General features: G+C 70.6%; 20 protein-coding genes. 7 read left to right on the top strand and 13 right to left on the bottom strand.

The window, feature by feature from the left end; translation table 11 throughout:
• Positions 1-68 precede the first annotated feature (68 nt).
• Complete coding sequence (locus tag ACYVK3_RS18050; protein WP_460498716.1) at positions 69-443, bottom strand: GNAT family N-acetyltransferase; 375 nt, start codon at positions 441-443, stop codon at positions 69-71.
• Between the two features lie 166 nt (positions 444-609).
• Positions 610-1263 carry a hypothetical protein gene (locus ACYVK3_RS18045; protein ID WP_460498715.1) on the bottom strand — a complete coding sequence of 218 codons (654 nt, stop codon included), beginning with the start codon at positions 1261-1263 and terminating at the stop codon, positions 610-612.
• Between the two features lie 246 nt (positions 1264-1509).
• Between ACYVK3_RS18045 and ACYVK3_RS18040 the strand changes: the two genes are divergently transcribed.
• Positions 1510-2364 carry a class I SAM-dependent methyltransferase gene (locus ACYVK3_RS18040; RefSeq protein WP_460498714.1) on the top strand — a complete coding sequence of 285 codons (855 nt, stop codon included), beginning with the start codon at positions 1510-1512 and terminating at the stop codon, positions 2362-2364.
• Between the two features lie 397 nt (positions 2365-2761).
• On the opposite strand, the gene ACYVK3_RS18035 is transcribed toward ACYVK3_RS18040, so the two are convergent.
• From ACYVK3_RS18035 to ACYVK3_RS18020, 4 genes are all read right to left on the bottom strand, one after another.
• The gene (locus ACYVK3_RS18035) at positions 2762-3961 is read right to left on the bottom strand and encodes a Gfo/Idh/MocA family protein (RefSeq protein ID WP_460498713.1); all 1200 of its coding nucleotides are present in this window, start codon (positions 3959-3961) and stop codon (positions 2762-2764) included.
• Positions 3927-5051 (bottom strand): Gfo/Idh/MocA family protein, encoded by a 1125-nt coding sequence (locus ACYVK3_RS18030; RefSeq protein WP_460498712.1) that lies wholly within the window; start codon positions 5049-5051, stop codon positions 3927-3929. The genes ACYVK3_RS18035 and ACYVK3_RS18030 overlap by 35 nt, the downstream gene beginning before the upstream one ends.
• Positions 5048-5818 (bottom strand): ThuA domain-containing protein, encoded by a 771-nt coding sequence (locus tag ACYVK3_RS18025; protein ID WP_460498711.1) that lies wholly within the window; start codon positions 5816-5818, stop codon positions 5048-5050. The genes ACYVK3_RS18030 and ACYVK3_RS18025 overlap by 4 nt, the downstream gene beginning before the upstream one ends.
• An 80-nt stretch (positions 5819-5898) precedes the next feature.
• Positions 5899-6900, bottom strand: coding sequence for a LacI family DNA-binding transcriptional regulator (locus ACYVK3_RS18020; RefSeq protein ID WP_460498710.1), 1002 nt, complete (start codon positions 6898-6900; stop codon positions 5899-5901).
• A 363-nt stretch (positions 6901-7263) separates the two neighbouring features.
• On the opposite strand from ACYVK3_RS18020, the gene ACYVK3_RS18015 reads away from it, so the two are divergent.
• Positions 7264-7797: a cupin domain-containing protein gene (locus ACYVK3_RS18015; protein ID WP_460498709.1), complete on the top strand. Its 534-nt coding sequence runs from the start codon at positions 7264-7266 to the stop codon at positions 7795-7797.
• 45 nt (positions 7798-7842) lie between these two features.
• Here the strand turns inward: ACYVK3_RS18015 and ACYVK3_RS18010 are convergent, their stop codons facing one another.
• The 4 genes from ACYVK3_RS18010 to ACYVK3_RS17995 all read right to left on the bottom strand — a co-directional run bounded on the left by ACYVK3_RS18010 (position 7843) and on the right by ACYVK3_RS17995 (position 10609).
• Positions 7843-8319, bottom strand: a complete 477-nt coding sequence (locus ACYVK3_RS18010; protein ID WP_460498708.1) for a MarR family winged helix-turn-helix transcriptional regulator — start codon at positions 8317-8319, stop codon at positions 7843-7845.
• A 210-nt stretch (positions 8320-8529) separates the two neighbouring features.
• Entirely contained in the window at positions 8530-9681 is a 1152-nt protein-coding gene (locus tag ACYVK3_RS18005) for an alpha/beta hydrolase (protein WP_460498707.1), read from the bottom strand.
• A gap of 107 nt (positions 9682-9788) precedes the next feature.
• Positions 9789-10193, bottom strand: a complete 405-nt coding sequence (locus ACYVK3_RS18000; protein ID WP_460498706.1) for a RidA family protein — start codon at positions 10191-10193, stop codon at positions 9789-9791.
• A 149-nt stretch (positions 10194-10342) separates the two neighbouring features.
• Positions 10343-10609, bottom strand: a complete 267-nt coding sequence (locus ACYVK3_RS17995; protein ID WP_460498705.1) for a hypothetical protein — start codon at positions 10607-10609, stop codon at positions 10343-10345.
• A gap of 180 nt (positions 10610-10789) precedes the next feature.
• Between ACYVK3_RS17995 and ACYVK3_RS17990 the strand changes: the two genes are divergently transcribed.
• Complete coding sequence (locus ACYVK3_RS17990) at positions 10790-12124, top strand: BNR-4 repeat-containing protein (protein ID WP_460498704.1); 1335 nt, start codon at positions 10790-10792, stop codon at positions 12122-12124.
• 16 nt (positions 12125-12140) lie between these two features.
• Here the strand turns inward: ACYVK3_RS17990 and ACYVK3_RS17985 are convergent, their stop codons facing one another.
• Complete coding sequence (locus tag ACYVK3_RS17985; RefSeq protein WP_460498703.1) at positions 12141-12764, bottom strand: helix-turn-helix transcriptional regulator; 624 nt, start codon at positions 12762-12764, stop codon at positions 12141-12143.
• A gap of 338 nt (positions 12765-13102) precedes the next feature.
• On the opposite strand from ACYVK3_RS17985, the gene ACYVK3_RS17980 reads away from it, so the two are divergent.
• Positions 13103-14716: an Hsp70 family protein gene (locus ACYVK3_RS17980; RefSeq protein WP_460498702.1), complete on the top strand. Its 1614-nt coding sequence runs from the start codon at positions 13103-13105 to the stop codon at positions 14714-14716.
• Positions 14717-14827: 111 nt separating this feature from the next.
• Here the strand turns inward: ACYVK3_RS17980 and ACYVK3_RS17975 are convergent, their stop codons facing one another.
• Complete coding sequence (locus ACYVK3_RS17975; protein WP_460498701.1) at positions 14828-15415, bottom strand: TIGR03086 family metal-binding protein; 588 nt, start codon at positions 15413-15415, stop codon at positions 14828-14830.
• A 282-nt stretch (positions 15416-15697) separates the two neighbouring features.
• Here ACYVK3_RS17975 and ACYVK3_RS17970 point away from each other — a divergent pair, with 282 nt between their 5' ends.
• Both ACYVK3_RS17970 and ACYVK3_RS17965 read left to right on the top strand, forming a co-directional pair.
• Positions 15698-16405: an SIR2 family NAD-dependent protein deacylase gene (locus tag ACYVK3_RS17970; RefSeq protein ID WP_460498735.1), complete on the top strand. Its 708-nt coding sequence runs from the start codon at positions 15698-15700 to the stop codon at positions 16403-16405.
• An 81-nt stretch (positions 16406-16486) separates the two neighbouring features.
• The gene (locus tag ACYVK3_RS17965) at positions 16487-17056 is read left to right on the top strand and encodes a dihydrofolate reductase family protein (RefSeq protein WP_460498700.1); all 570 of its coding nucleotides are present in this window, start codon (positions 16487-16489) and stop codon (positions 17054-17056) included.
• Between the two features lie 8 nt (positions 17057-17064).
• Here the strand turns inward: ACYVK3_RS17965 and ACYVK3_RS17960 are convergent, their stop codons facing one another.
• A complete protein-coding gene (locus tag ACYVK3_RS17960; protein WP_460498699.1) occupies positions 17065-20247 on the bottom strand; it encodes a BTAD domain-containing putative transcriptional regulator in 3183 nt (1060 codons plus the stop codon).
• Between the two features lie 124 nt (positions 20248-20371).
• Between ACYVK3_RS17960 and ACYVK3_RS17955 the strand changes: the two genes are divergently transcribed.
• Positions 20372-21203, top strand: an 832-nt coding sequence (locus tag ACYVK3_RS17955) for a hypothetical protein (protein ID WP_460498698.1), incomplete at its 3' end; no start/stop codon positions are given.

Below are 21203 nucleotides of genomic sequence, written 5' to 3'. Positions count from 1 at the left end.
TACAGGCCGTACTTTGGGAGATTAAGGTCGGTCCTGCCTGCTCACAGATAGATTTGCATTCGCAATCTTCAATTTATTCTCGTGTCACGCACCCGGGCCCAGTCGCGGAACGTCGTAACCAGGCTTCGGCCGATGCCGTGCCCGCGAAACTGCGAGCGCACATACATGCTGACCAGGACGGCGCCGCTCACCGTCCGCATGGCCGAAGGCGGGTGCACCTCGCCGGCCAGGTATCCGGCGTGCTCGGTGGTTTCGGCAATGAGCAGGACTTTTCGGTCGGCGGCAATGTGGTCCTCCAGCCACGCCCGGGCATGGCGATCGGGCCAGTCCTGGCTGATGGTCGCGTCCCGGATCCCGGAGTCTTCCGCGAACAGGGCCGCCACATCGGTCTGGACCTGGGCGAGATCGGACGGACGCGCCTGACGAATGGCTGCGGCATGCATGCGCCCGAGACTAACAACGAATCCAGTATTTGTCCAATATGGATTAATATATCGGCCGGTGGCGCTGCCTCGATCTTGGCTTCACTCGCGATCGCCTGGAAACAGCGCGCCACGCGTGCTTCACCGTGCCGCGCAGGACTTGGGGTGACGGCGATTCTGCGAGTGGTCACCGGGTTCGGGCGCGGCGGGTCTTGGCCCACCATGCGATCTGCAATAGGACTCCGAGGGCGGGGATGCCCGCGTAGACCGCTGCGACGAGGATGTCGTCGTTGAACGGCACGTCCGGGTGCTGGCCGGTCTCCGAGTACAGCAGCACGTCCCGAAAGACACCCAGGAGCAGGCACGTGAGCGCGGCGGCACCGTAGGCTATGCGACGGTTCGGGACCGGGATCGCGGCCGCGGTGAACGCCGCGGCGAGGAAGAGGAAGTAGTACAGGAGCTCGATGGACACGCCGCCGGTGTGGTCGAAGCCGTGCGCGAAGTTCATGATCCATTGGGCGAAGAAGATGAGGACCAGCAGGCCGATCTCGGCCGTTACGGTGTCGCGGCGCCCGCGCGGCAGCGTCCAGGACGCCACGGCGAGAGCGAGGGCCGGGGTCGCCAGGAGCACGTAGGTCAGCACTGTCTCGAAGGAGCTCCAGGCGCCATCGCCGGCGACGCACAGAGCGACGAACCAGAGTGCGTACGCGACGCCCCAAGCGGCGACGCGGTGGGTGGTGCTCTTGGCGGTCAACGCGAAGGCGATCGCGCCGAAGACGGCCAGGGAGGCGGTCAGGCGGGCGATGTCGCCGAACGTGGTCAGTGATTCGAAAGCGTTCATGGGGGAAAGGTTGCCCACTCGCCGCCACCGCTGATCTTCCACAGTTCATGCCACTGTTGTCGGCCGCCCACAAGGCGCGGTGGTCGTATGCCCGGTTTGGCGGGGATTTTTTCTCCGTATCCGCCAAACGCCGGATATATCCGGGCCTCGATCAACATCTGCTCACCTGCGTTATCGCTAGAGCCACCGCGCGCTGCGGCGGACCGCGAAGCCGACAAGTGCCGGTCGGTTCAGTAGGGTGACGCTGTGGCGAATGAGTCGATGCGGCAGGACTGGACCGACGGGGCGGCCGGGTGGGTCGCGAACGAGGCGGTCTTCGACGCCGTGTTCGCGCCGGTGACAGCGGCGATCCTCGCGGCAGCCGCTCCGGCGGCCGAGCAGCGGGTGCTCGATATCGGCTGCGGGACCGGGACGCTGCTCGCGAAGAGTGCCGCCACGGGCGCGACGGTCGTCGGCGCGGACATCTCCGAGGGCATGGCGGCGGCCGCTCGCCGCCGCGTGCCCGAGGCGACGGTGCTCGTCGCCGACGCGCAGACCACGGACTTCCTCGCCGATGCCCCCGGAGCGCCGTTCGACCGGGTCGTCTCACGCTTCGGCGTCATGTTCTTCGAGGACCCCGAAGCCGCCTTCGCGAACATCCGGCGCGCGGCCGCGCCCGCGGCTCGGCTCGTGTTCGCCTGCTGGCGAACCGACGAAGAGAATCCGATGTTCAGCCTCGGGTCGAAGATCCTCGAGGACCGGCTCGACCCGAAGCCCGAGGAGCCCGAGCCCGGTGCTCCCGGGCCGACCGCGTTCGCCGATCCCGCTCGGCCCGCCTCGGTGCTGGCAGCCGCCGGGTGGGACTCGGTGAAGGTCGACGCGTTCGACTTCACGTGCGATTACGGTATCGACGGCAGTGACGGCGTCGAAGAACGGCTCACCACGATGCTCAGCGGCGGCCTCGGCCGTCTCGCCAGGGAGCAGCTGGTGCCTCGCATCGGTGTTGCAGGCTGGGAGTCCGTCCTGGACGAGGTACGGGGCGAGCTGCGTCGCCATCGCGTCGACGGCGCCGTCCGCTTCCCCGGCGCGGTCTGGATCGTCACCGCGACCAATCCCGCCTGAGCGGCCCACTCGCCTCGGACGGGAACTGGTCGCGGCCGGCACATGGACGTCTGTCGCGTCGCCGCTCGCCCTTTTCCACCTCTATGCGGGCGGCAAGGAGACCCTGTAGACCGAGGATCGGCTCGGACCCGTGATGGAGTGGGTCGGCAGTATGCTCATGCATGTCGTCAGGCGCATCGGAGTGCTGGAGTTCCTCGGTATCCCCGGCTCGATCCTTCCGCCGCTGACGGGGCCGCCCCGCGGCTCGCCATCGCGTTGTGACTCCACAAGCATGGAACATCAATTTTCTTGATTCAATCCTGCACCGGCTCGGCCACCGCCTCGCTTCAGGAGGCCCCGCGACGGCGACGAGGCCCGGCCGCGAATGCGGTCGGGCCTCGTTCGGCATGGTCGGGACTCAGACCTCCGTCCAGCGGCTCTCGGCCGCGGCACTGGACTCGACCGCGGCCAGTACACGCTGGACTTGGAGCGCGTCCGCGAACGACGGAGTGGGTTGGCGACGCTCCGCGATCGCCTCGACGAGGTCCACGACCTGATGGCTGAAGGCGTGCTCGTAGCCGAGCCCGTGCCCCACCGGCCACCAGTTGCCCGTGTACGGGTGCTCCGGTTCGGTGGCCTGGATGCGACGGAAGCCGGCGTGGGGCTCGTCGGCCGCGTCGTAGAACCACAGCGAGTTCATGTCCTCGAAGTCGAAGGCGAGCGACGCCTTCGAGCCGTTGAGTTCCAGCCGCATCGCGTTCTTCCGTCCGAGCGCGAACCGGGTCGCCTCGAAGACGCCGACCGCTCCGTCCGCGAACCGGGCGGTGAACATCGCCGCGTCGTCGACCGTCACGGGGCCCCGGGGTCCGTCGGCGCCGCCATGGCCGCCCAGTCCCACGAAGTCTCCGCCGACGGGGCGCTCCTTGACGAACGTCTCGAGCATCGCCGAGACGCCGGAGACGTTGGAGCCGGCGATCCACTGTGCGGCATCGATGATGTGCGCGCCGATGTCGCCGAGCGAGCCCGAGCCGGACTTCGACTTGTCGAGTCGCCAGGTGAGCGGCGCGTTCTCGTCGGTGAGCCAGTCCTGGAGGTACTGCGCGCGCACGTGGCGGATCCGCCCGAGCGCTCCTGACGCCACCAGACGCTTCGCGAGCGAGAGGGCGGGTGTGCGGCGATAGCTGAAGCCGCACATCGCGAAGGCGCCGCGAGCCTTGGCGTCCTGCGCGGCGGCCGTCATCCGTTCGGCCTCGGCCACGGAGTTCGCCAGGGGCTTCTCGCACAGCACGTGCTTACCGGCCCCGAGCGCGGCGATCGCGATCTCGGCGTGCATGTCGCCGGGGACGCAGATGTCGATCAGGTCGATGTCGTCCCGCTCGATCAACCGGCGCCAGTCGGTCTCGGTGGACTCCCAGCCGAGCTTCGCGGCGGCGGCGGCGACCCGCTCGGGATGGCGTCCGGCGAGCGCCTGCATGCGGGGCGCGAGCGGCAGGTCGAAGAAGCGCGGCGCGGTCCGCCACGCGTGCGAGTGGGCCGCGCCCATGAACGCGTAGCCGACCATGCCGACTCTGAGGGATTCGGATTCACTCACTGCGGCGGCTCCTTCGGCTGAGGGCATCGCGAACGGATGGCCATGCTTTCATGGCTGCGAGCACTTCGGCGTTGCGCTCGGTCGCGAGCGCGGCATCGTAGGAACGGTCGAGCACGTCGTCGATCGCGACCCGCCGGCCCTGCGAGGCGCTCTGCGTCGCGGCCTCGACCATAGCGAGGCTCATGACGTTGGCGTGCACTCGCCCCATCGGTTCGACGCCGTGGCGGACGGCGGCAATGAATTCGCGCAGCGATCCCGCGATCTCCCGTCCGGGGTCCTCGACGCGCGCCGGGCGGGCTTCGTCCGGGTCGGTTCGGGGCTCGCCCTCGCCGTCCCACAGCACGGTCCCGCGCTCTGCCGATATCCGCCAGGACCCGTTCCAGGAGGTCTCGAAGCCGGGGCTGCACCAGCTGCCGTTGAAGACGAACCGGGCTCCGCCCTCCATCGCGAAGACGGCGGTCGCCGCCGCGTCGCCGGCGTACCAACTCCATGCGGGGTTGTATTCCTCGCAGGAGACGGATACGGGGTCTGCGTCGAGCAGGAATCGGGCCATGTCGAATTGGTGGATGGCCATGTCGAGCAGCAGGGGGCTCGCCATCTCGTCGCGGAAGCCGCCGAACCGGGGGGCCTTGAAGAAGTCGACCGCGACGATCCCGATGGCGCCGAGCGTCTCGATCCGCCGCTTGGCCTGGTGGAGCGATCGATGGTATCGGCGGGACTGGCTGACCATGAACAGCTGCCCGGTGTGCTCGGCCGCGGCGGCGAGCGAGAGACCTTCGCTCACGCTGGCGGCCACCGGCTTCTCCCCCAGTACCGGGAAGCCCGCCAGCAGCGCGGCCATCGTGACGGGGTGGTGGGCCTCGGGGATGGTGGCGTTCACGATGGCGTCCGCGCCCGCGCTCCGGGCGAGTCCGATCGCGTCGGACCCCAATGGGAGGCCGGGGATGCCGATCGCCTCCGCGGCCGCTTCGGCGGCGGCGGAGGAGAGGTCGGCGATGCCGACGAGCTCGGCCCTGTCGTCGGCTCGGATCGCGCGGGTCCAGGCCCGCCCCATCCCGCCGGCCCCGACCACGAGCAGTCGGAGAGGGCTCTCCGATTCGATGGTGCGGAAACTCATCGCTCGAACGCTCCCCGGTAGCCCTGGCCGTTGAAGAAGTCGTCGGTCTCGTAGCGCAGCAGCGTCGGCGTCTCGCGTTCCCGGTCGGGCCGCGCCCACTCGACGCCGTTGGCGATCACGTGGTTCACGTCGGGGTGGTGGTAGACGGGGAAGTCCTGGTCGCCGGGGCTGAAGTAGAAGACGCGGCCGAAGCCGCGGCGGTAGGTCATGCCGCTGCGGAAGACCTCGCCGCCGCTGAATCCGCTGATGAAGACGAGTTCGTCCGGGGTCGGCACGTCGAAGTACTCGCCGTACATCTCCTGCTCGGGGATGACGATCGGGTTCGGGATGCCGCGTGCGATCGGGTGCTGCGGGTTCACCGTCCACACCAGTTCGCGGTCGTGTTCGCTGCGCCAGCGCAGCGTGCAGGTGGTGCCCATGAGTTTGACGAAGATCTTGGACCAGTGCCCGGAGTGGAGCACGACCAGTCCCATGCCGGCGAGGACGTGCCGGTGGACGCGCTCGACGACCTCGTCGGCGACTTCGTCGTGGGCCGCGTGGCCCCACCAGACGAGCACGTCGGTCTCGTCGAGTACGTCGGCGGTCAGCCCGTGCTCGGGTTCGTCGAGGGTGTGGGTGGCGATGCGCGCGCGTTCGCCGAGCCACGAGCCGACGCCGTTCGCGATGGCGCCGTGCATGCCGTCCGGGTAGCGCTCGGCCACGGACGGCTCGAGTTGTTCGTGCCGGTTCTCGCCCCAGACGACGACTCGGATCGCTTCCTTGCTCATGTTGTCCTTCTCCTTGGGTTATAGGCGTATTCGCGGATTTTGAGCTTAAAAACCATGGGTGGTGAGGGCCCCGCTTCCGGTCATGCGCCCGGTTCGGTGCTGGAGCGCGCGACGAGCGTGGGTGGCAGCAGGAGGTGTTCGGGAGTCTCGGGCCGATCGATGACGAGGCGGACCAGCTCCGCGGCGATCGCCGCCGACGCCTGCCTGACCGAGGTGATGCCCACGGTGCCGAACGACGTCAGCGGCGTGTCGTCGTACCCGGTGACGGCCACGTTCCTCCCCGGCACGAGGCCTCGGCTCTGCAGCGTGATGACGGCGCCGGCCGCAAGGGGGTCGGACACGCAGACGATGGCGGTCGGGGGCCATGCCGAGTCGAGCAGCTCTGCGGCGGCTCGGACGCCGGAAGCCAGGTCGCCGGCGCACGGGACGATCCGGCCTGGGGCGATCGACGCGGTGAGCCCTCTGCGCCGGCAGGCCGCACGGTAGCCGGCTTCGCGCTGGACCATGGTGACGCTGGAGGGATCGGCGCCCACGAACGCCAGCTCGCGGTGCCCTCGCTCGGCGACGTGATCGACGGCCATCGCGATGCCGAGCGCGGCGTCGCCTTCGGCCCAGCTCCACGGGCTCGCGAACGCTTCGCTGGTCCTGCCGTAGGCCGCGAACGGGATGCCGCGCTTGCGCAGCTCCTCGGGCCGCGGATCCTCTGATTGCACATTGGAGATGATGAATCCCGCCACGGACTGTCCGAAGTACAGGTCTTCGCAGGCCGTCATGAGCGCCTCGGTGTCCTGCTCGGTGATGAGGGTGAGATTGCGGTCCGAGGCCTGGCAGCCGGCGGCGAGATCGTGGAGGAAGGCGTCCATGTACTGGTTGCCGACGGCGTCATGGGCGGGCAGCACATAGCCGATCTGCCTCGGTTGCGCGAGTCTGAGGCTGCGGGCGACCAGGTTGTTGCGGTAGCGCAGTTCGCGCATCGCGGCGTGGACCTTCTGCCGGGTCGATTCGGAGACGATCTCGGGGCGGTTGATGACGTTCGAAACGGTCATCGCCGAGACTCCCGCGAGCTCGGCGACGTCGGTCATGCTCGCCTTCCGCCGGGCATCGGAGGACCTGCCGTTCACTCGCCGCCCCCGTCCCGTATCCGTCGGCCCCCGATCCGCCGTCGGCCGGGGCGTGGTGGCCCGCTCGGGCGCACCAGCGATTTTAAGCATAAATCTTCAGACGGGGCAAGCCCTGCTCGCCCACCGCTGGGCCCGCGTGGGCGTGCGGCGGCCAAGCGTCTTCTCCGTCGAAGCGGAGGCACTCTCGCCGTGATCGGTCGCGGTGGCGAGGGATGTGTGACGACCATCGCTTCCATCGGCCCCGGGAATCAGACCCGAGTCAATAGTTGTTCGAACAATTAATAGCCGCTCAAGTGGCCCGAGCAATCCGGAGGACGATCCACCATGACCGAGACCGCGACGCCGACGGGCATCGGGCCGGACGACCCGACACGGTACCTGTCCGTCCGCAATCCCGACTCCGACGAGAGCCTCCCGCACTACGGCGCGGTGGGCGACAACTACACGATCCTGCTCACCGGCGCCGACACCGACGGCCGCTACGGGCTGATCGACATGTTCGTGCCCCCGGGCGGTGGACCGCCGCCGCACCGGCACGACTTCGAGGAGATGTTCCACGTGCTGGAGGGGGAGATCGAGTTCATGTTCCGCGGCGAGCATGTGACCGTCTCGGCCGGTCAGACGCTCAACATCCCCGCCCGCGCGCCGCACAACTTCCACAACGCCTCCTCCCACAACGCCCGCATGCTGTGCATGGTCACCCCGGCTGGCCTGGAGCGGTACTTCACCGAATGGGGAAAGCCCCTGCCGACCCGCACGGCGCACCCGGACATGGGCGAGGAGGAGATCGCCGAGCGCATGGGCCGCGCGTTCGCACTCGGTCCCGAGTACGCCCTCGACAACAATCCGACGATGTGACCGGAATCGGCACTCCGGGCGACCGCATCGCGCGGCCCCGGAGTGCTATCCCCCGGCGGACATCCGCCTTTCGGCCGCGAGAAGACGGTGCTCCAAGGCCCCGAGCACGGCCAGCGCCTCACTGCGCGCGTCAGCGGTCATCTCCCCCACCGTCAGCGCCTCGAGCTCGGACCAGGCCCGCTCGACGGCCGCTCGCAGCGGCAGGCTGTCCTCAGTGGCCTCCACGATCATCGCCCGCGCGTCCTCGGGGCTGCGCGTCCGCCGCACGAATCCCGACCGCTCCAACCGCGCGATACTCCGCGTCATCGTCGGGGCGTCGGCGCCGAGCGTCCGAGCGAGGTCGACCTGGCGCTGCGGCCCCTCCGTCCACAGGCGCATCATCACCAGCTCCTGGCCCGGAAACAGACCCGTCTCGCGCAGGAGGCGAGCGGCGAACATCTTGTGGATCCGGGCGACCCGGAAGATGGCGTGGCTGACCGGGCCGAGCCCGGTCAGCGCCGCGTCGTCGACGGCGTCGCTCATGTCATCCGGCTGCAAGGACACTCCCCAAACGCACCATGGTCGGGATTGTAGTCACGGCGGCGGTCCGGCGGCCTCAACGCCTGCGCGGGCCGACGTCGTCGACGGCTTCCGTGCCCAGGACGGCGTCAGCGACGCGAGGGTGGTGCGGGTCTTGCACTCGTTCGCGTCGCGCACATGTGAGCACAGGCACGCGACCTCGGGCCCGGAATGTCACAGGGCGTTGAGGTAGGCCTCCAGAGCGGCAGCGTAGGCCGCCGGGTCCTCGTTCCAGGAGGCGGTGTGACCCGAGGCGGTGGTGACGACCGTGACCTGCTCGGGCGGCAGGAGCTCGGCGAACTCGAGCGTCGCGGTGTGATCGACGGTCTCGTCGGCGGTGTCGACGAACAGCAGCATCGGCATGTCGAACTCGTCGGCGAAGTTCCGCTGGTCGAGGTCGTCGAGGTCGATGTCGGCGCGGAGCTCGACGATCAACTTGGCGGTCCAGGTGATCGGGGCGATGACGTCGCGGTCGTCGGCCTGCATGTCGAGGGTCGAGTTCCAGTCCATGACGGGCGAATCGACCACCAGGCCCCTGATGGCGTCGTCGTCGGCGAGCTTGCGTGCCGCGGTGGAGACGATCGCGCCACCCATGGACCAGCCGTGGAGGACGACGTCCTCCGCACCGTTCTCGAGGGCGTACTCGACGGCGTCGACGACGTCGTCGCTCTCGTATTCGCCGAGGCTGTGGAGCCCGTCGGGCGCCCGGGGCGCGCCTTCGTCGTTGCGGTGGGTGACGGCGAGGACGGGGTAGCCGAGCCTGTTGTAGGTCTCGATGCCGCGGAGCGTCTCGCCGGGCGAGGCGTTGCGGCCGTGGACGGTGATGACCCAGGTGCTCTGCTCCCCCGGCAGGTACCAGGCGGGTGCCTCGCCGAGCGTGGTGGGAATGCCGACGGTCTCGTAGTCGAGCCCGAACGCGGTCGCGGGGTCGTTGCGGTAGGTCCAGGTGTCGATGCGGACGGCGGTGCCCGAGGTGAGCTCACCGAACAGGACGCCGTCCAGCGATCGGGTGACGGTCTCCTCGTCGGAGGCGATGACGTCCCCGATCACGGCCTGGCCGTCCTCCCAGGCCAGCCCCCAGGTGCCGGGCTTCTCGGTGTCGTCGTCGCGGGGCAGGGTCACGGTCTCCTCGTCGACGGCCGCGACAGTGAACCGGTATACGTGGGGCCCGCGTTCGACGTTGATGACCTCGCCGGAGAAGTACCAGCCGGCGCCGGCGAGCGCGCCGAGGGCCAGCACGAGGACGCTCGCGAGGGCGATGAGGAGGACGCGCAGCCGGCGGCGGCGCTGGGGAGTGGGGGCGCTGACTTCAACGGTCGTCGTCACTGGAGGTCCTCGGAGATCGAAGGGGCCGACCATTCGATCCTAGTGCGGCGGCGGGCCACCCTGCTGCGACACTGCGGCGGGTGGCCCTCCATCGGGGCGATCGCGCCCTAGTCGACGATCGCGGTGACTTCGCACTCGATGAGAATGCCGGGCTCGAAGAGGATCTCGACGCCGATCAGCGCGGCCGGCGGCGTGGCGAGATCGAACTCGCGGGCGGCCTGCTCGACGCCCGCGTTGAAGGCGTCGTACATCTCCCGCTTCCATCCCGCGGCGTACCAGGTCATGCGGACGACGTCGTGGAAGCTCGCGCCCGCGGCGTCGAGCCCCTTGGCGATATTGCGATAGACCTGGGCCACCTGGCCGGCGAGGTCGCCGGGCGCCACGAGGTCGCCGTTCTCGTCCCAGGAGACCTGGCCGGCGAGATGAACGTGCTTGGTCCCGGTCCCCACGGCCACGTGGTGGTAGAGCGGGACTTGGAGATGCCCCTCGGGGTTGATCAGTGAGACGGTCATGGATGCTGCTGCCTTCTATGGTCGGGCGACGGCGGCGAGGGACGCCGCGGTGGACGAAATGGGCGACCGTAGGTCACGGCTGCGGCCGGTCCGACGAAGTCGCTCATGACTGTAGTCTCGAACCTTGACACTTGTGTCAAGGTCCAGTCTCACGGGCATGAGGTGGGCCACATGAGCATCGGCGAGCTGGCCGAGCGCACCTCATCCAGATCCGCGGGCTGATCGAAGCCGGAATCCCGGTCAAGATCATCGAGCAGATCCTCCCGTGCCTCGACGGTTACGACGACATCTACTTCCCCGACCCCGAACCCGAAGTGATCGAGCTGCTCGAAGACCAGATCGAGCGGATGACCCGCGAGGCCGAATGCCTCCTGGCCAACCGCGACGCGATCGCCCGTTGCCTCCGGCACGTCCAAAGCTACGAACCCACCGAGTCGAAGCGCGAAGCCCCCGGCCGACCCGACAGCGCGACCGGGTCGGGCATCGGGACGTCGGTCAACGTGACGGGGGCGGGCGGTGCCAGGTTGGATACCGCTTGCAGGTAGCGTCGGGTGCTGAAGCGCGTGCGCACTCGCCGAGGAAGGGACTCGCCGTCCATGAACCGTCCAGTCGAAACCCCTGCCGCCCCGCCGATCGTCGTCAACGACAACGGCGCATGGTGCTGGTTCCAAGACGAGCGGGTGCTCGTCGACCCGCGGACCCAGACGCTCGTCGCCGGTTCGATCGCGGCCCCGGAGGGGCCGGGCGGCGAATCGCGCTCGGGCAACGTGGAGCTCGCGGTGGTCGACCTGCGCACTGGCACGAGCACGGTCGTCGTGCTGCACGAGAACCTCGAGGCCGACGACCACAACGTCCCGGGGCTGTGGCGGCGCGCCGACGGCCGCTGGCTGGCCGTGTACACCAAGCACAAGACCGACAACCTGACGCGCTGGCGGATCAGCGAACCCGACGACCCGACGCGATGGGGCCCCGAGCGCACCTTCGACTGGAGCCCGCTGACCGAGGGCCGCGGCGTCACGTACTCCAATCTCCATGCCATGAACGGCCGGCTGTACTGCTTCGCCAGGGCCGTCAACGACGACCAGTGCGCGCTCGTCTCGGAGGACGAGGGCGACACGTGGACGTACGCGGGCAAGCTCTTCACCAGGCCCAAGGTCGGCTACGTCAACGGCTACACCCGCTACGCCTCCAATGGCGAACGGATCGACCTGATCACCACCGACCACCATCCGCGCGACTTCGACAACTCCATCTATCACGGCTACCTCGAGGACGGCTCGCTGCACCGGAGCGACGGCACCGTCCTCGACCTCGTCGCCCTCACCGACGACGCGCCCTCGCAGGCCGAGCTCACGACCGTGCTGGCCACCGGGACGCAATGGGACGGCGTCGCGATGACGCACTGCTGGACCACCGACATCCGCCGCGACGAAGACGGGACGGTCGCCGCGATCATGACCGCCCGCGCCACCGCCCCCGACACGGAGGTCGAGCAGCAGTTCGACCGCCGGCGAGCCGTGCCCGACCTCCGCTTCGTCTACGCTCGGCTCAGCCCCGGAGGCGAGTGGCGCGTCCACGAGCTCGCCAAGGCCGGCCCCGGTCTGTTCCCGCATGAGGAGGACTACACCGGCCTGGTGGCGATCGACCCGTACGACCTCGACTCCGTCTACGCCTCCACGCCGGTCGACCCCCGCGACGGCACCGAGCTGGCGCACCACGAGATCTTCAACGGGCGCACGAGCGACGGCGGAGCGACGTGGCGGTGGAATCCGGTCACCGAATCATCAGATGTGGACAATCTCCGGCCGATCGTGGCCCCCGGAGACCCCTCGCGGATCCCGCTGCTCTGGTTCCGAGGCTCGATGACCGCGTCCCAGCACTACCGCAGCGAGATCGTCCTGCGGGACCTGCCCAGAGGCGAGCGCGACTGACCGGAGCCGCACGGGCTCAGGCGATCATGCCCGCGCGCAGCGCGATGGCGACGGCGTGGGCCCGGTCGCGTGCGCCGAGCTTGCGGTACATCCGCTTCGCATGGGTCTTGACGGTGTCCTCGGAGACGAACAGATCGTGGCCGATCTCGGCGTTCGGCTTGCCCTGGCTGATTCCCGCCAGCACCTGGAACTCCCTCGGCGACAATGGCGCCTCCGCCGCGCCGGCCGAGCGCTGCTTCGGCACGGCCGCCGTCGGGTCGGTGCGGCTCTGACGGGAGCACATGATCGCCTGAGCGAACGCGACGAGGACATCGTCCGCGTCGCCCGACAGGGCTCTCATGACGCCGAGGGCACCCGCGGCGGCCACGGCCGCCGCGGTGCGCGGATCGGCGGCGCCCGAGAACACGACGCCGGTGCGGGGGAAGCGGCTGTGGACGGCACGGGCGAACTCGACCGGGTCCGGCGCGGCGAGCGCGACGTCGACGAGGATCACGTCGACCGGGCGCCGCCGCAGCTCCATGAACAGCGCCGGGACGCAGTCCACGGTCTTGACCGCCTCACACAGACCCATCCTGTTCGCGCAGTCCGAGATCTTCTGCTCCGCTTCGGGAGCCTGCACATAGAGCACTACGCTTCTCACATCACGTTGCCTTTCACGGGTACGCGCTCGCCTCGATGGGCGTCCTTCGGTGAAGGACCGCGACGCGGCGGCGAGGCGGCCACGGCCCTTCGGCGGGCCCGCGTTCGGTGCCGGCCCACTGAAACGGCGACGTCCTTCATGCCACCGCAACACGGAGGGTCTAACGAATCTGGAGCGCGCCGGGCACGGCCGGGCCGCGCCGAGTAATCCGAGCCCCACTCATGATGCGGCCGCATCCGAATGGGAGCGCGCGGCATTTCGGCCTCATAAGCGAGGCAAGGAAAAATGGGTGCGAGACCGATAGAAATGACCTCACAGCAAGAAATAGACTCACATCCATGCATTCCGTGTCCCGCACCGTTGGCATCGGCGTCGACCTGGGGTCGTCGGCCACCACCGTGTCGACCCGCCGCAGTGACGATCGACCCGAGACCCGGCACTTCGACCGAACCGCGACCAAGCGACCCGCCGACGACGACGGCGACTTCGCATCCGTCGACGCCCTCGCGGAGGCGATCGGCGGCGTCCGCGGAGAACGACCCGACGGCCTCGCAGCGGTCGCCCTCGCCATTCCGGCCACATGGAATTCCACCCGGCGCAGAGCGCACGCCGAAGCCGCCGCGAACGCGGGGTTCGACGGGGCGGTCCTCGTGCCCGAGCCCGAGGCCGCCGCCAGGTACCTCGCCGAAGTCCGGGGCCGGGAGCTGGAACCGGGCACGTCGCTCGTCGTCTACAGTCTCGGCGCGGACTCGTGCAACGTCGGCATCGTCCGCCGCGACGGCGACCGGTACACCGTCGAGGCCGCGAAATGCGCCGACGGCGTCGGCGGACGCGAGTTCGACCGCCTCCTGCTCGACCACCTCGAAAGCCGGCATCGCGCAACGGACCCGGCGTTCTGGAACCGTGCCAGGGACCCGGCCGAGACCGCGCTGCGCGCGAGCCTGCTCGAAGAGGTCAGGCGCGCCCGCGAGCACTTGACCGATCACCCGACCGTCGCGATCTCCCTGCCGGGGCGCGCCCGCGATCTGCGCCTGACGAGGGAGGAGGCGGAACAGTGCCTCACGCCCGCCGTCCTCCAGACCGTGGCGCTGGTGGAGGACGCCATGCGGGACGCCGGTGTCGCGGCGGACGAGGTCGACGGACTGCTGCTGGTGGGCGGCGCGAGCCGAACGCCGCTGATCACCACCATCGTTCGCTTCCACCTCGGCATCGAACCGGTCCTCCCCGAGATGCCGGAGCTCGTGCTCGCCGAGGGGTCGGCCCTCGCCGCACTCGCGCAGTCCCAGGGCGACGCGGGGGACGGGCCCTCGTCCACGGCCGGGCGACCGGCTCGAATGCAGCCGAGCATCGGCGTCATGGCGGTGACCCTGGTGCTCTTCATCGCGCTCACCGCCGCGCTCGGAATGGTGCTCATCAACCGCGACACGCCCGGCTCCGAGGGCCTCGGCACCGATGCCGTCACGGACGACCTCGGGCTCCCCTCCAATCCGGGCGCGTCCGAGGAGGCGAGCCCCAGCGCGTCGGACGTCAGCGCATCGGAAAGCAGCGAGCCGACCGAGGCCGACGAGAGCCCCGGGCCGCAGCGGGAAGCGGGCGGCGACGACGGGGCGGCGTCCGAGGCGCCGAACAGCACCGAGCCCGCCGACGATCCCCAGGCCGACCGCTCTCCCACGCCCGTGAGCGGCACGCCGACCGGCGATGCGACGACCACTGCCGCCACCGCCACCGCCACCGTGCCCAACGTCGTCGGCGCCTCGGTCTCGGAAGCGAGGCAGACCCTCGCCGACGCGGGATTCACCAACGTCGTGGCCGAGAGCGAGCGCCGAACCCAGCAGGGACCCGAGTACGACAACTGCGAGGTCACCGCGCAGCATCCGAACGGCGGAGCGCGGAAGGCGCACGGCGACCGGATCACGGTGGAGTACGTCTTCGTCGGCACCGACACCTGCTGAGGTCCTCGATATCCCCGGTAGACCCGCGAGTCCTGCTCAGCGTCGCTTTCGGTCGCGTCCGTGACCGCACTGGGGGCCGCCGTGGCTCGCCGGCCCGTTCCGTGAGTCAGGCTACGGGCGCCAGGCCGGGTCGCGACCGGTGATGGCGATGAGCCGGTCCTGCGGCGGGGCGCCGTCGGGCAGCTTGACGACCGGGGCGTAGATGCCCTCGCGCGCCGACTGGTCGTCGGCGTCCTGGCCGTCGAAGGCGAGCAGGATCTCGACGATCGTGGGATCGAGCTCGTAGTCCTGGCCGGTGGCACGGGCGAGGTCCCAGCCGTGGACGGCGACCTCGTTGAGCGCCACCAGGCCCATCGCCTCGGCGGGGAGGGTCACGCCGCCGGCGGTGGTCTCGCCTTGCCAGGCGGCGGGATCGCTCCAGGCTTCGGCGAGCGCGTCGAGTCGCTCGGGCAGCAGTCGCCGCCATGCGGGTTCCACCGTCGCGGGCGGGACCGACGGCGGCTTGTCGGTGTGCGGGCCGCGCTCTTTCCTGGCAGCGCTGGTGAACACCCAGGACAGCCCGAGCAGGTGGTTCAGCAGCGCGGCCTGCGTGTAGTCCTCGCACGGGGTCGGGCCGGCCAAACGCTCGCCGTCGACGCCGTCGAGCAGCGCCGCCACCCCGTCGGTGACGGGCCTGAAGTCGATCACGTTCTCGGTCATGTCCACGCGCTCCTCGTCGTCTGGGTCTGTGTGAATAAGGACGACGCCCGAGGCCGAGAATCATCGTTCACACCGGGATCACACCGCCGGCTCCACGGTCGTCGGCATGAGAGCAATGAGCTCCTCGCGGCGATAGCCCGATCACGGTGACCTCGTTGTCGAAGGCGCGGGCGGAGGCGGCGGCCTCCAGCGCCGAGGCGGTACCTTCGTGTGGTGACCGCGCCCACGACCCCCGAAGCCGAGGCCGCGCACTGGATCGCCGAGGCCGCCGCCGTCACCGTGATGACCGGGGCGGGGATCTCCACCGACTCCGGCATCCCCGACTTCCGCGGCCCTCAGGGCGTGTGGACGAAGAACCCGGCGGCGCAGGCGATGTTCACCATCGACCGCTACATGGCCGACCCCGAGGTGCGCCGCGAAGCCTGGCTGGCCCGACTGGCGAGCCCCGTGTGGTCGGCCGAGCCGAACAGCGCCCACCGGGCGCTGGTGGAGCTCGAACGGGAGGGGCGGCTGCGCGGCATCGTCACCCAGAACGTCGACGGCCTGCACCAGGCGGCGGGCTCCTCGCCCGAGCGGGTCATCGAGATCCACGGCACCGCCCGCTGGGTCGCGTGCATGGGCTGCGGCGACCGCACCCCCATGGCAGCGGTGCTGCCCCGCATCGAGGCGGGCGAGGACGACCCGTCCTGTTCGGACTGCGGCGGGATTCTCAAGTCGTCGACGATCTCGTTCGGGCAGCAACTGGACCCGGACGTGCTGACGGCCGCGGTCGAGGCGAGCGTCGCATGCGATGTGTTCGTGGCGATCGGCACCTCCCTGAGCGTCCACCCCGCGGCCGGCCTGTGCGACTGCGCTCTCGACGCCGGAGCCCGGCTCGTCATCGTGAACGCCCAACCCACCCCGTACGACCCGTTCGCGCACGCGGTGGTGCGCGAACCGATCGGCGAGGTCCTCCCCCGCCTGGTCGCAGCGGCCCGCAAGGCGAACTGAAGAAAACCGTAAGGGCCGCCGGGCACGATGAGCTCATCAGCCGGCGGCACCGGGCCGCGGGCGGGGACAAGGAGCACCACCATGCGCAAGCTCATCGAAGCCACCTTCGTTTCACTCGACGGCATCATCGACGACACGCGGCCCTCCACGGCCCAGCGGGCCGAACCCCAGAACTGGGGCCGGCCGTACTGGGACGAGCAGCACAACGGCTACTCGGCGAAGCTGCTCGAAGGGTCCGACGCCTTCCTGCTGGGGCGGGTGACCGCCGAGGGCTTCCAGGAGGCATGGGGCCCGCAGGACAACCCGACCGCGCAGCTGTTCAACAACACGCCGAAATACGTCGCCTCCCGAACCCTCATCGAGATGGACTGGAACAACACCACCGTCATCCAGGGTGACGTGGCCGAAGAGGTCGCGAAGCTCAAGGAGCAGTCCGGCAAGGGCATCCTGAAGTGGGGCACCGGCGAGCTCGACCGCACCCTCATCGACCACGGCCTGGTGGACGAGTTCCACTTCTGGTACTTCCCGGTTGTCGTCGGCGCCGGCAAGCACCTGTTCGAGGGGACCGGCATCGACACGACCCACCTGAAGCTCGTCGACATCGAGCGGTTCGACTCGGGTATCGCCGTCCACATCTACGCCCCCAAGTAGACGACCCCTCAGGCCCGGTCCGCCAGGGACCGGGCCTCCTCGGGCGCGAGGGCGCCACCGTCGGCGAACCGTTCGTCGAAGCGCGGCTCGGCGGCCCGCACGGCCGCCGTGATCCGCTCCAGCGTCTCCCGGTCCGAGCGGGACAGCGACGGACCGGCCTTGTGGCGAAGGCGATCGGAGGCGCCCAGGAGCGCCGCGCCCGCCTCGGGCCGGCCCCGGAGCGCCAGCGCCTCGGCCATGCCCGTCAGCGCCCACGCCATGCCGACGTCGTCCCCTTGGGCGAGGGCCACGTCGTAGGCCGCCCGGTGCCGGTCCAGCGCCTCGGCGGTCGCGCCGCGCCGCGCGGCGAGGAGCCCGGATTCGGCCAGGACCATCGCCAGATATGGCGGGTGTCCCTGCTCGCTCTGCTGCCTGCGGGCCGTGTCGAGCAGCCACCGCAGGTGCTCCTCGGCGAGATCGGGCTTGCCGCCGCGGCTGGCGGCGAACGCGAGCGAGATGGTCGCGAAGACCTCACCCGTTTGCGATCCCTGCTCGGCGGCGAGCCGCTTGGCCTGTTCGGCGCGCTCCCAGGCGCTCTGGTGGTCGCCGTCCTGCACCGACAGCCACGCGAGCCACGACATGCAGCCGGCCACCTCCGACCACAGCCCGAGGTCCTCGGCGACGCGGAGGTTGCCGCGGGCGAGCCGTGTTCCTTCGGCATAGTCGCCGGTCAGGTCGGCCAGCCCGATGAGCCAGTCGAGGGCCTGCAGCGCGCCCCAGGAGTCGCCGAGTTCGGCGAACAGATCGGCGGCACGGCGGGCGTCGCCTTCGAGCGCGGCGAGATCGCCGTGGAGGTGACCGAGCATGGCCCTGGTGCTCAGGACCGCGGCCTCGCCCCATCGGTGCTCCTCGGCGCGGAAGATCGCCAGTGCTTCCTCCAGCAAGGACACGGTGGCGGCCTCGCCGCCGTAGTCGATGATCGAGGCGGCGAGGAACCATGCGGCCATGGCGTGCACGAGCGGCTCGGCCTTCGCGTCGAAGGCGCGCATCGCCTCCGCCGCGAGGTGGGGCTCGGCCCGGCCCTGCCGGATCGCGAGGCCGAGCCTCCACGCCTCGGCGGTGGCGCGGAGCGGCTCGGGGGCCTCGCCTGCGATCCGCAGCGCCGCATCGAGCACGCGATGCGCCTCGCTGAGGCGGCCTCGCATGAACCGGTGCCAGACGGTGGCGACGGCCAGCCGGAGGGCCGGTTCGGCCGCGCCTTCGGCGGCGAAGGCGTCATGGGCGGCGCGGAAGTTGGCGGCCTCGGCGTCGAGGCGACGCAGCCATTCGCGCTGGCGGGGCCCGCGCAGGAGCGCGTCGGCTCGTTCGGCGAGCGCGAGGTAGTGGTCGGCGTGCCTGCGGCGCGTCGACTCCTCCTCGCCGGCTTCGCGGAGCCGCTCGAGGCAGTAGGCGGCGACCGATTCGAGCAGCCGGAATCGTGGGCCGTCGGCGCGGACGAGGAGCGAGCGGTCGACCAGGCCGACGATCGCGTCGAGCACTTCGTCGGCGGCGACGCCGTCTCCGGCGCACACCGCTTCGGCGGCTTCGAGGGTGCATCCGCCGGCGTGGACGGCGAGGCGGCGGAGCACGGCTCGTTCGGTCTCTGTCAGCATCCGCCAGCTCCAGTCGATGACGGCGGCGAGGGTGCGCTGCCGGGAGGGTGCGTCGCGGGGCCCGGCGCCGAGCAGGCCGAACCGGTCCTGCGGCACGCGGAGGCGGGCGGCGATCTCGTCGACGCCGAGGGCGCAGGCCCGGGTGGCGGCCAGCTCGAGCGCGAGCGGGATGCCGTCGAGGCGGCGGCACACTTCGGCGGCGGCGGTGACCGACGCGGGTTCGGCTGCCAGCGAGGCGCGCGCGAGGAACAGGCGCACGGCGGGCGAGGCGGCCAGGCGCTCGGGGTCGTCGGTGTCCGGGACGTCGAGGGGCGCGAGGTCGAAGCGCGTCTCGCCGCGCACTCGGAGCGGTTCGCGCGAGGTGGCGAGGATGCGCAGGCCGGGGGCGGCGGCGAGCAGCTCGGCGGCCAGGTCGGCGATCGGTTCGACGACGTGCTCGCAGTTGTCGAGCACGAGCAGTGTGCGCCGTTCGCGCAGGGCGGCGGCGAGTCGTTCCCGTTCGGACCCGGCGTTGCCGGCATCGTGGACGGCCAGTGCCGCCAGCACGACTTCGGCGGCCTCGCCGGCGCCGTCCCAGGCCGTCAGGTCGATGAGCCAGGCGCCGTCGGCGTAGGTCTCGACCAGGTCGCGTGCCGCGGCGATGGCCGCGCTGGTCTTGCCGACGCCGCCGGGTCCGGTCAGGGTGACCAGGCGCTCGTCGGCGAGGAGTTCGCGGATGCGACGGAGTGCGGGTTCGCGGCCGATGAGTTCGGTGACCGGCGCGGGCAGGTTCGCCCTGGGGCCGACGGGCCGCGGCTCGGGCTGCGGCGCGTCCTCGGACGGGTCGCCCGCCAGCAGTGCCCGGTGGAGGGCGGCCAGGTCGGGGCCCGGGTCGAGGCCGAGCTCGTCGGCGAGGAGGCGGCGGAGTTCGGTGTAGCTCTCGAGCGCCTCGCTCGTGCGCCCGGCACGGTGGAGGGCGCGCATGTGGGCGGCGCGCAGCCGCTCTCGGTACGGGTGCCGTGCCACCAGCTCGCCGAGCTCGCCGACCAGCTCGCCGTGTTCGCCGAGGGCGAGCCGGGCTTCGGCGTGCGCTTCGGCGGCGGCCAGCCGCTGCTCCTCCAGGCGGGCGGCGGAGGCCTCGGCGAACGGGTCGTCGGCGAAGTCGGCGAGCGCGGGGCCGCGCCACAGGCCGAGCGCATCGGCGTATCGGCCGGCCCGTTCCCTGGGGTCCTCGGCGGTGCGCGCCTTCGCGATGAGGGCGTCGAAGCGGGCGGCGTCCACGGTGCGGGGTGCGGCTCGGAGGGCGTATCCAGGCGGCTGGGAGACGACGAGCGCTCTGGCCTGCGGTTCGGCGGCGGCGAGCGCCCGGCGCAGCTGGGAGACGCGGACGTGCAGGGCGGCCGTGGGGTCGGCGGGCGGCGCGGAGCCCCAGAGGTCCTCGACGAGGCGGTCGGCCGAGACCGCGCGGCCGTCGTGGACGAGCAGGACGGCCAGCAGGGCGCGGACCTTCCGGCCCGGTATCGCGACGGGCTCGCCGTGGTCGGTCCACACGGCGAGCGGTCCGAGCATTCCGAATCGCACGGTCCCAGGCTATTCACTTCCGTCACTTTCCGCGAGGCGGTTCCGGGAGCGAAAAATTGTCATACATACGGGCTAAAATCGCATGTAGCGGCGTTTTCGAGTTCGTATTGGGGGTTCCGCCCAGATGGTTCAGATTGATTCGCGCCTTCCGGTGTCCGAGACGTCGGCTGCTTCGCCGGCGCCGCGCTCGCACCCGGCCGAGCGCGGCGAGGTCCTCGACAAGGTGGGGATGCTCGCCTACCTGCCCGACGGCGTCCACGCCACCACCGAGCAGGTGGCGCGCTACTACGAGGTGTCCGCCGAGTCCCTGGGGCGGCTCATGCGGCGGCACCGCCGCGAACTGCGCTCCAGCGGGCTCGTCGATCTGCGCGGCGACGAGCTGCGCGTGTTCAAGGAGCGGTACCGCGGCGACCTGCCGCCGCGGGTGCTGCGGGCGGCGCGGCTGACGGTATGGAGCCGCGGCGCGATCCTCGCCGCCGGGCAGCTGCTCACCGACTCGGCCGTTGCGGCGCGGGTGCGGCGGTATCTGCTGGCGGCCGAGGCGGCGGGGACGGTGGAGCGGCGCCTGGAGTCGGCGCGGTCCTCCCGCTTCCAGGAGCGGGCCGATTACCGGAACGTCCTGCACTCGCTCAAGTCGGGCGGCGCGGTCTCGGAGGACTACCGGCTCGTCCAGAACACGCTCTACGCCGGGCTGTTCGGGATGACGGCGGCGGTCATCCGCGCCACGCGGGACCAGACCGACGGCGACCGCAGGCGCGACGGCGATTTCACGGCGGCCTCGTCGCGGATCGCGAAGAACTACCTGACGAGGGCCGAGCTGGAGCTGCTCGACAGCGCGATCGTGACGATCAACGCGCAGCTGCACGTCAAGCATCCGCGCGGCGCCACGGTCGAGCAGATGCTCGCGGTGGTCCGCAACGCGGTGGGGCTGTTCCGGCCCGAGTCGCTGCGGGCGG

This window comes from Glycomyces tarimensis (assembly GCF_054776215.1).
This window is presented reverse-complemented; position numbering and strand designations above follow the sequence as displayed.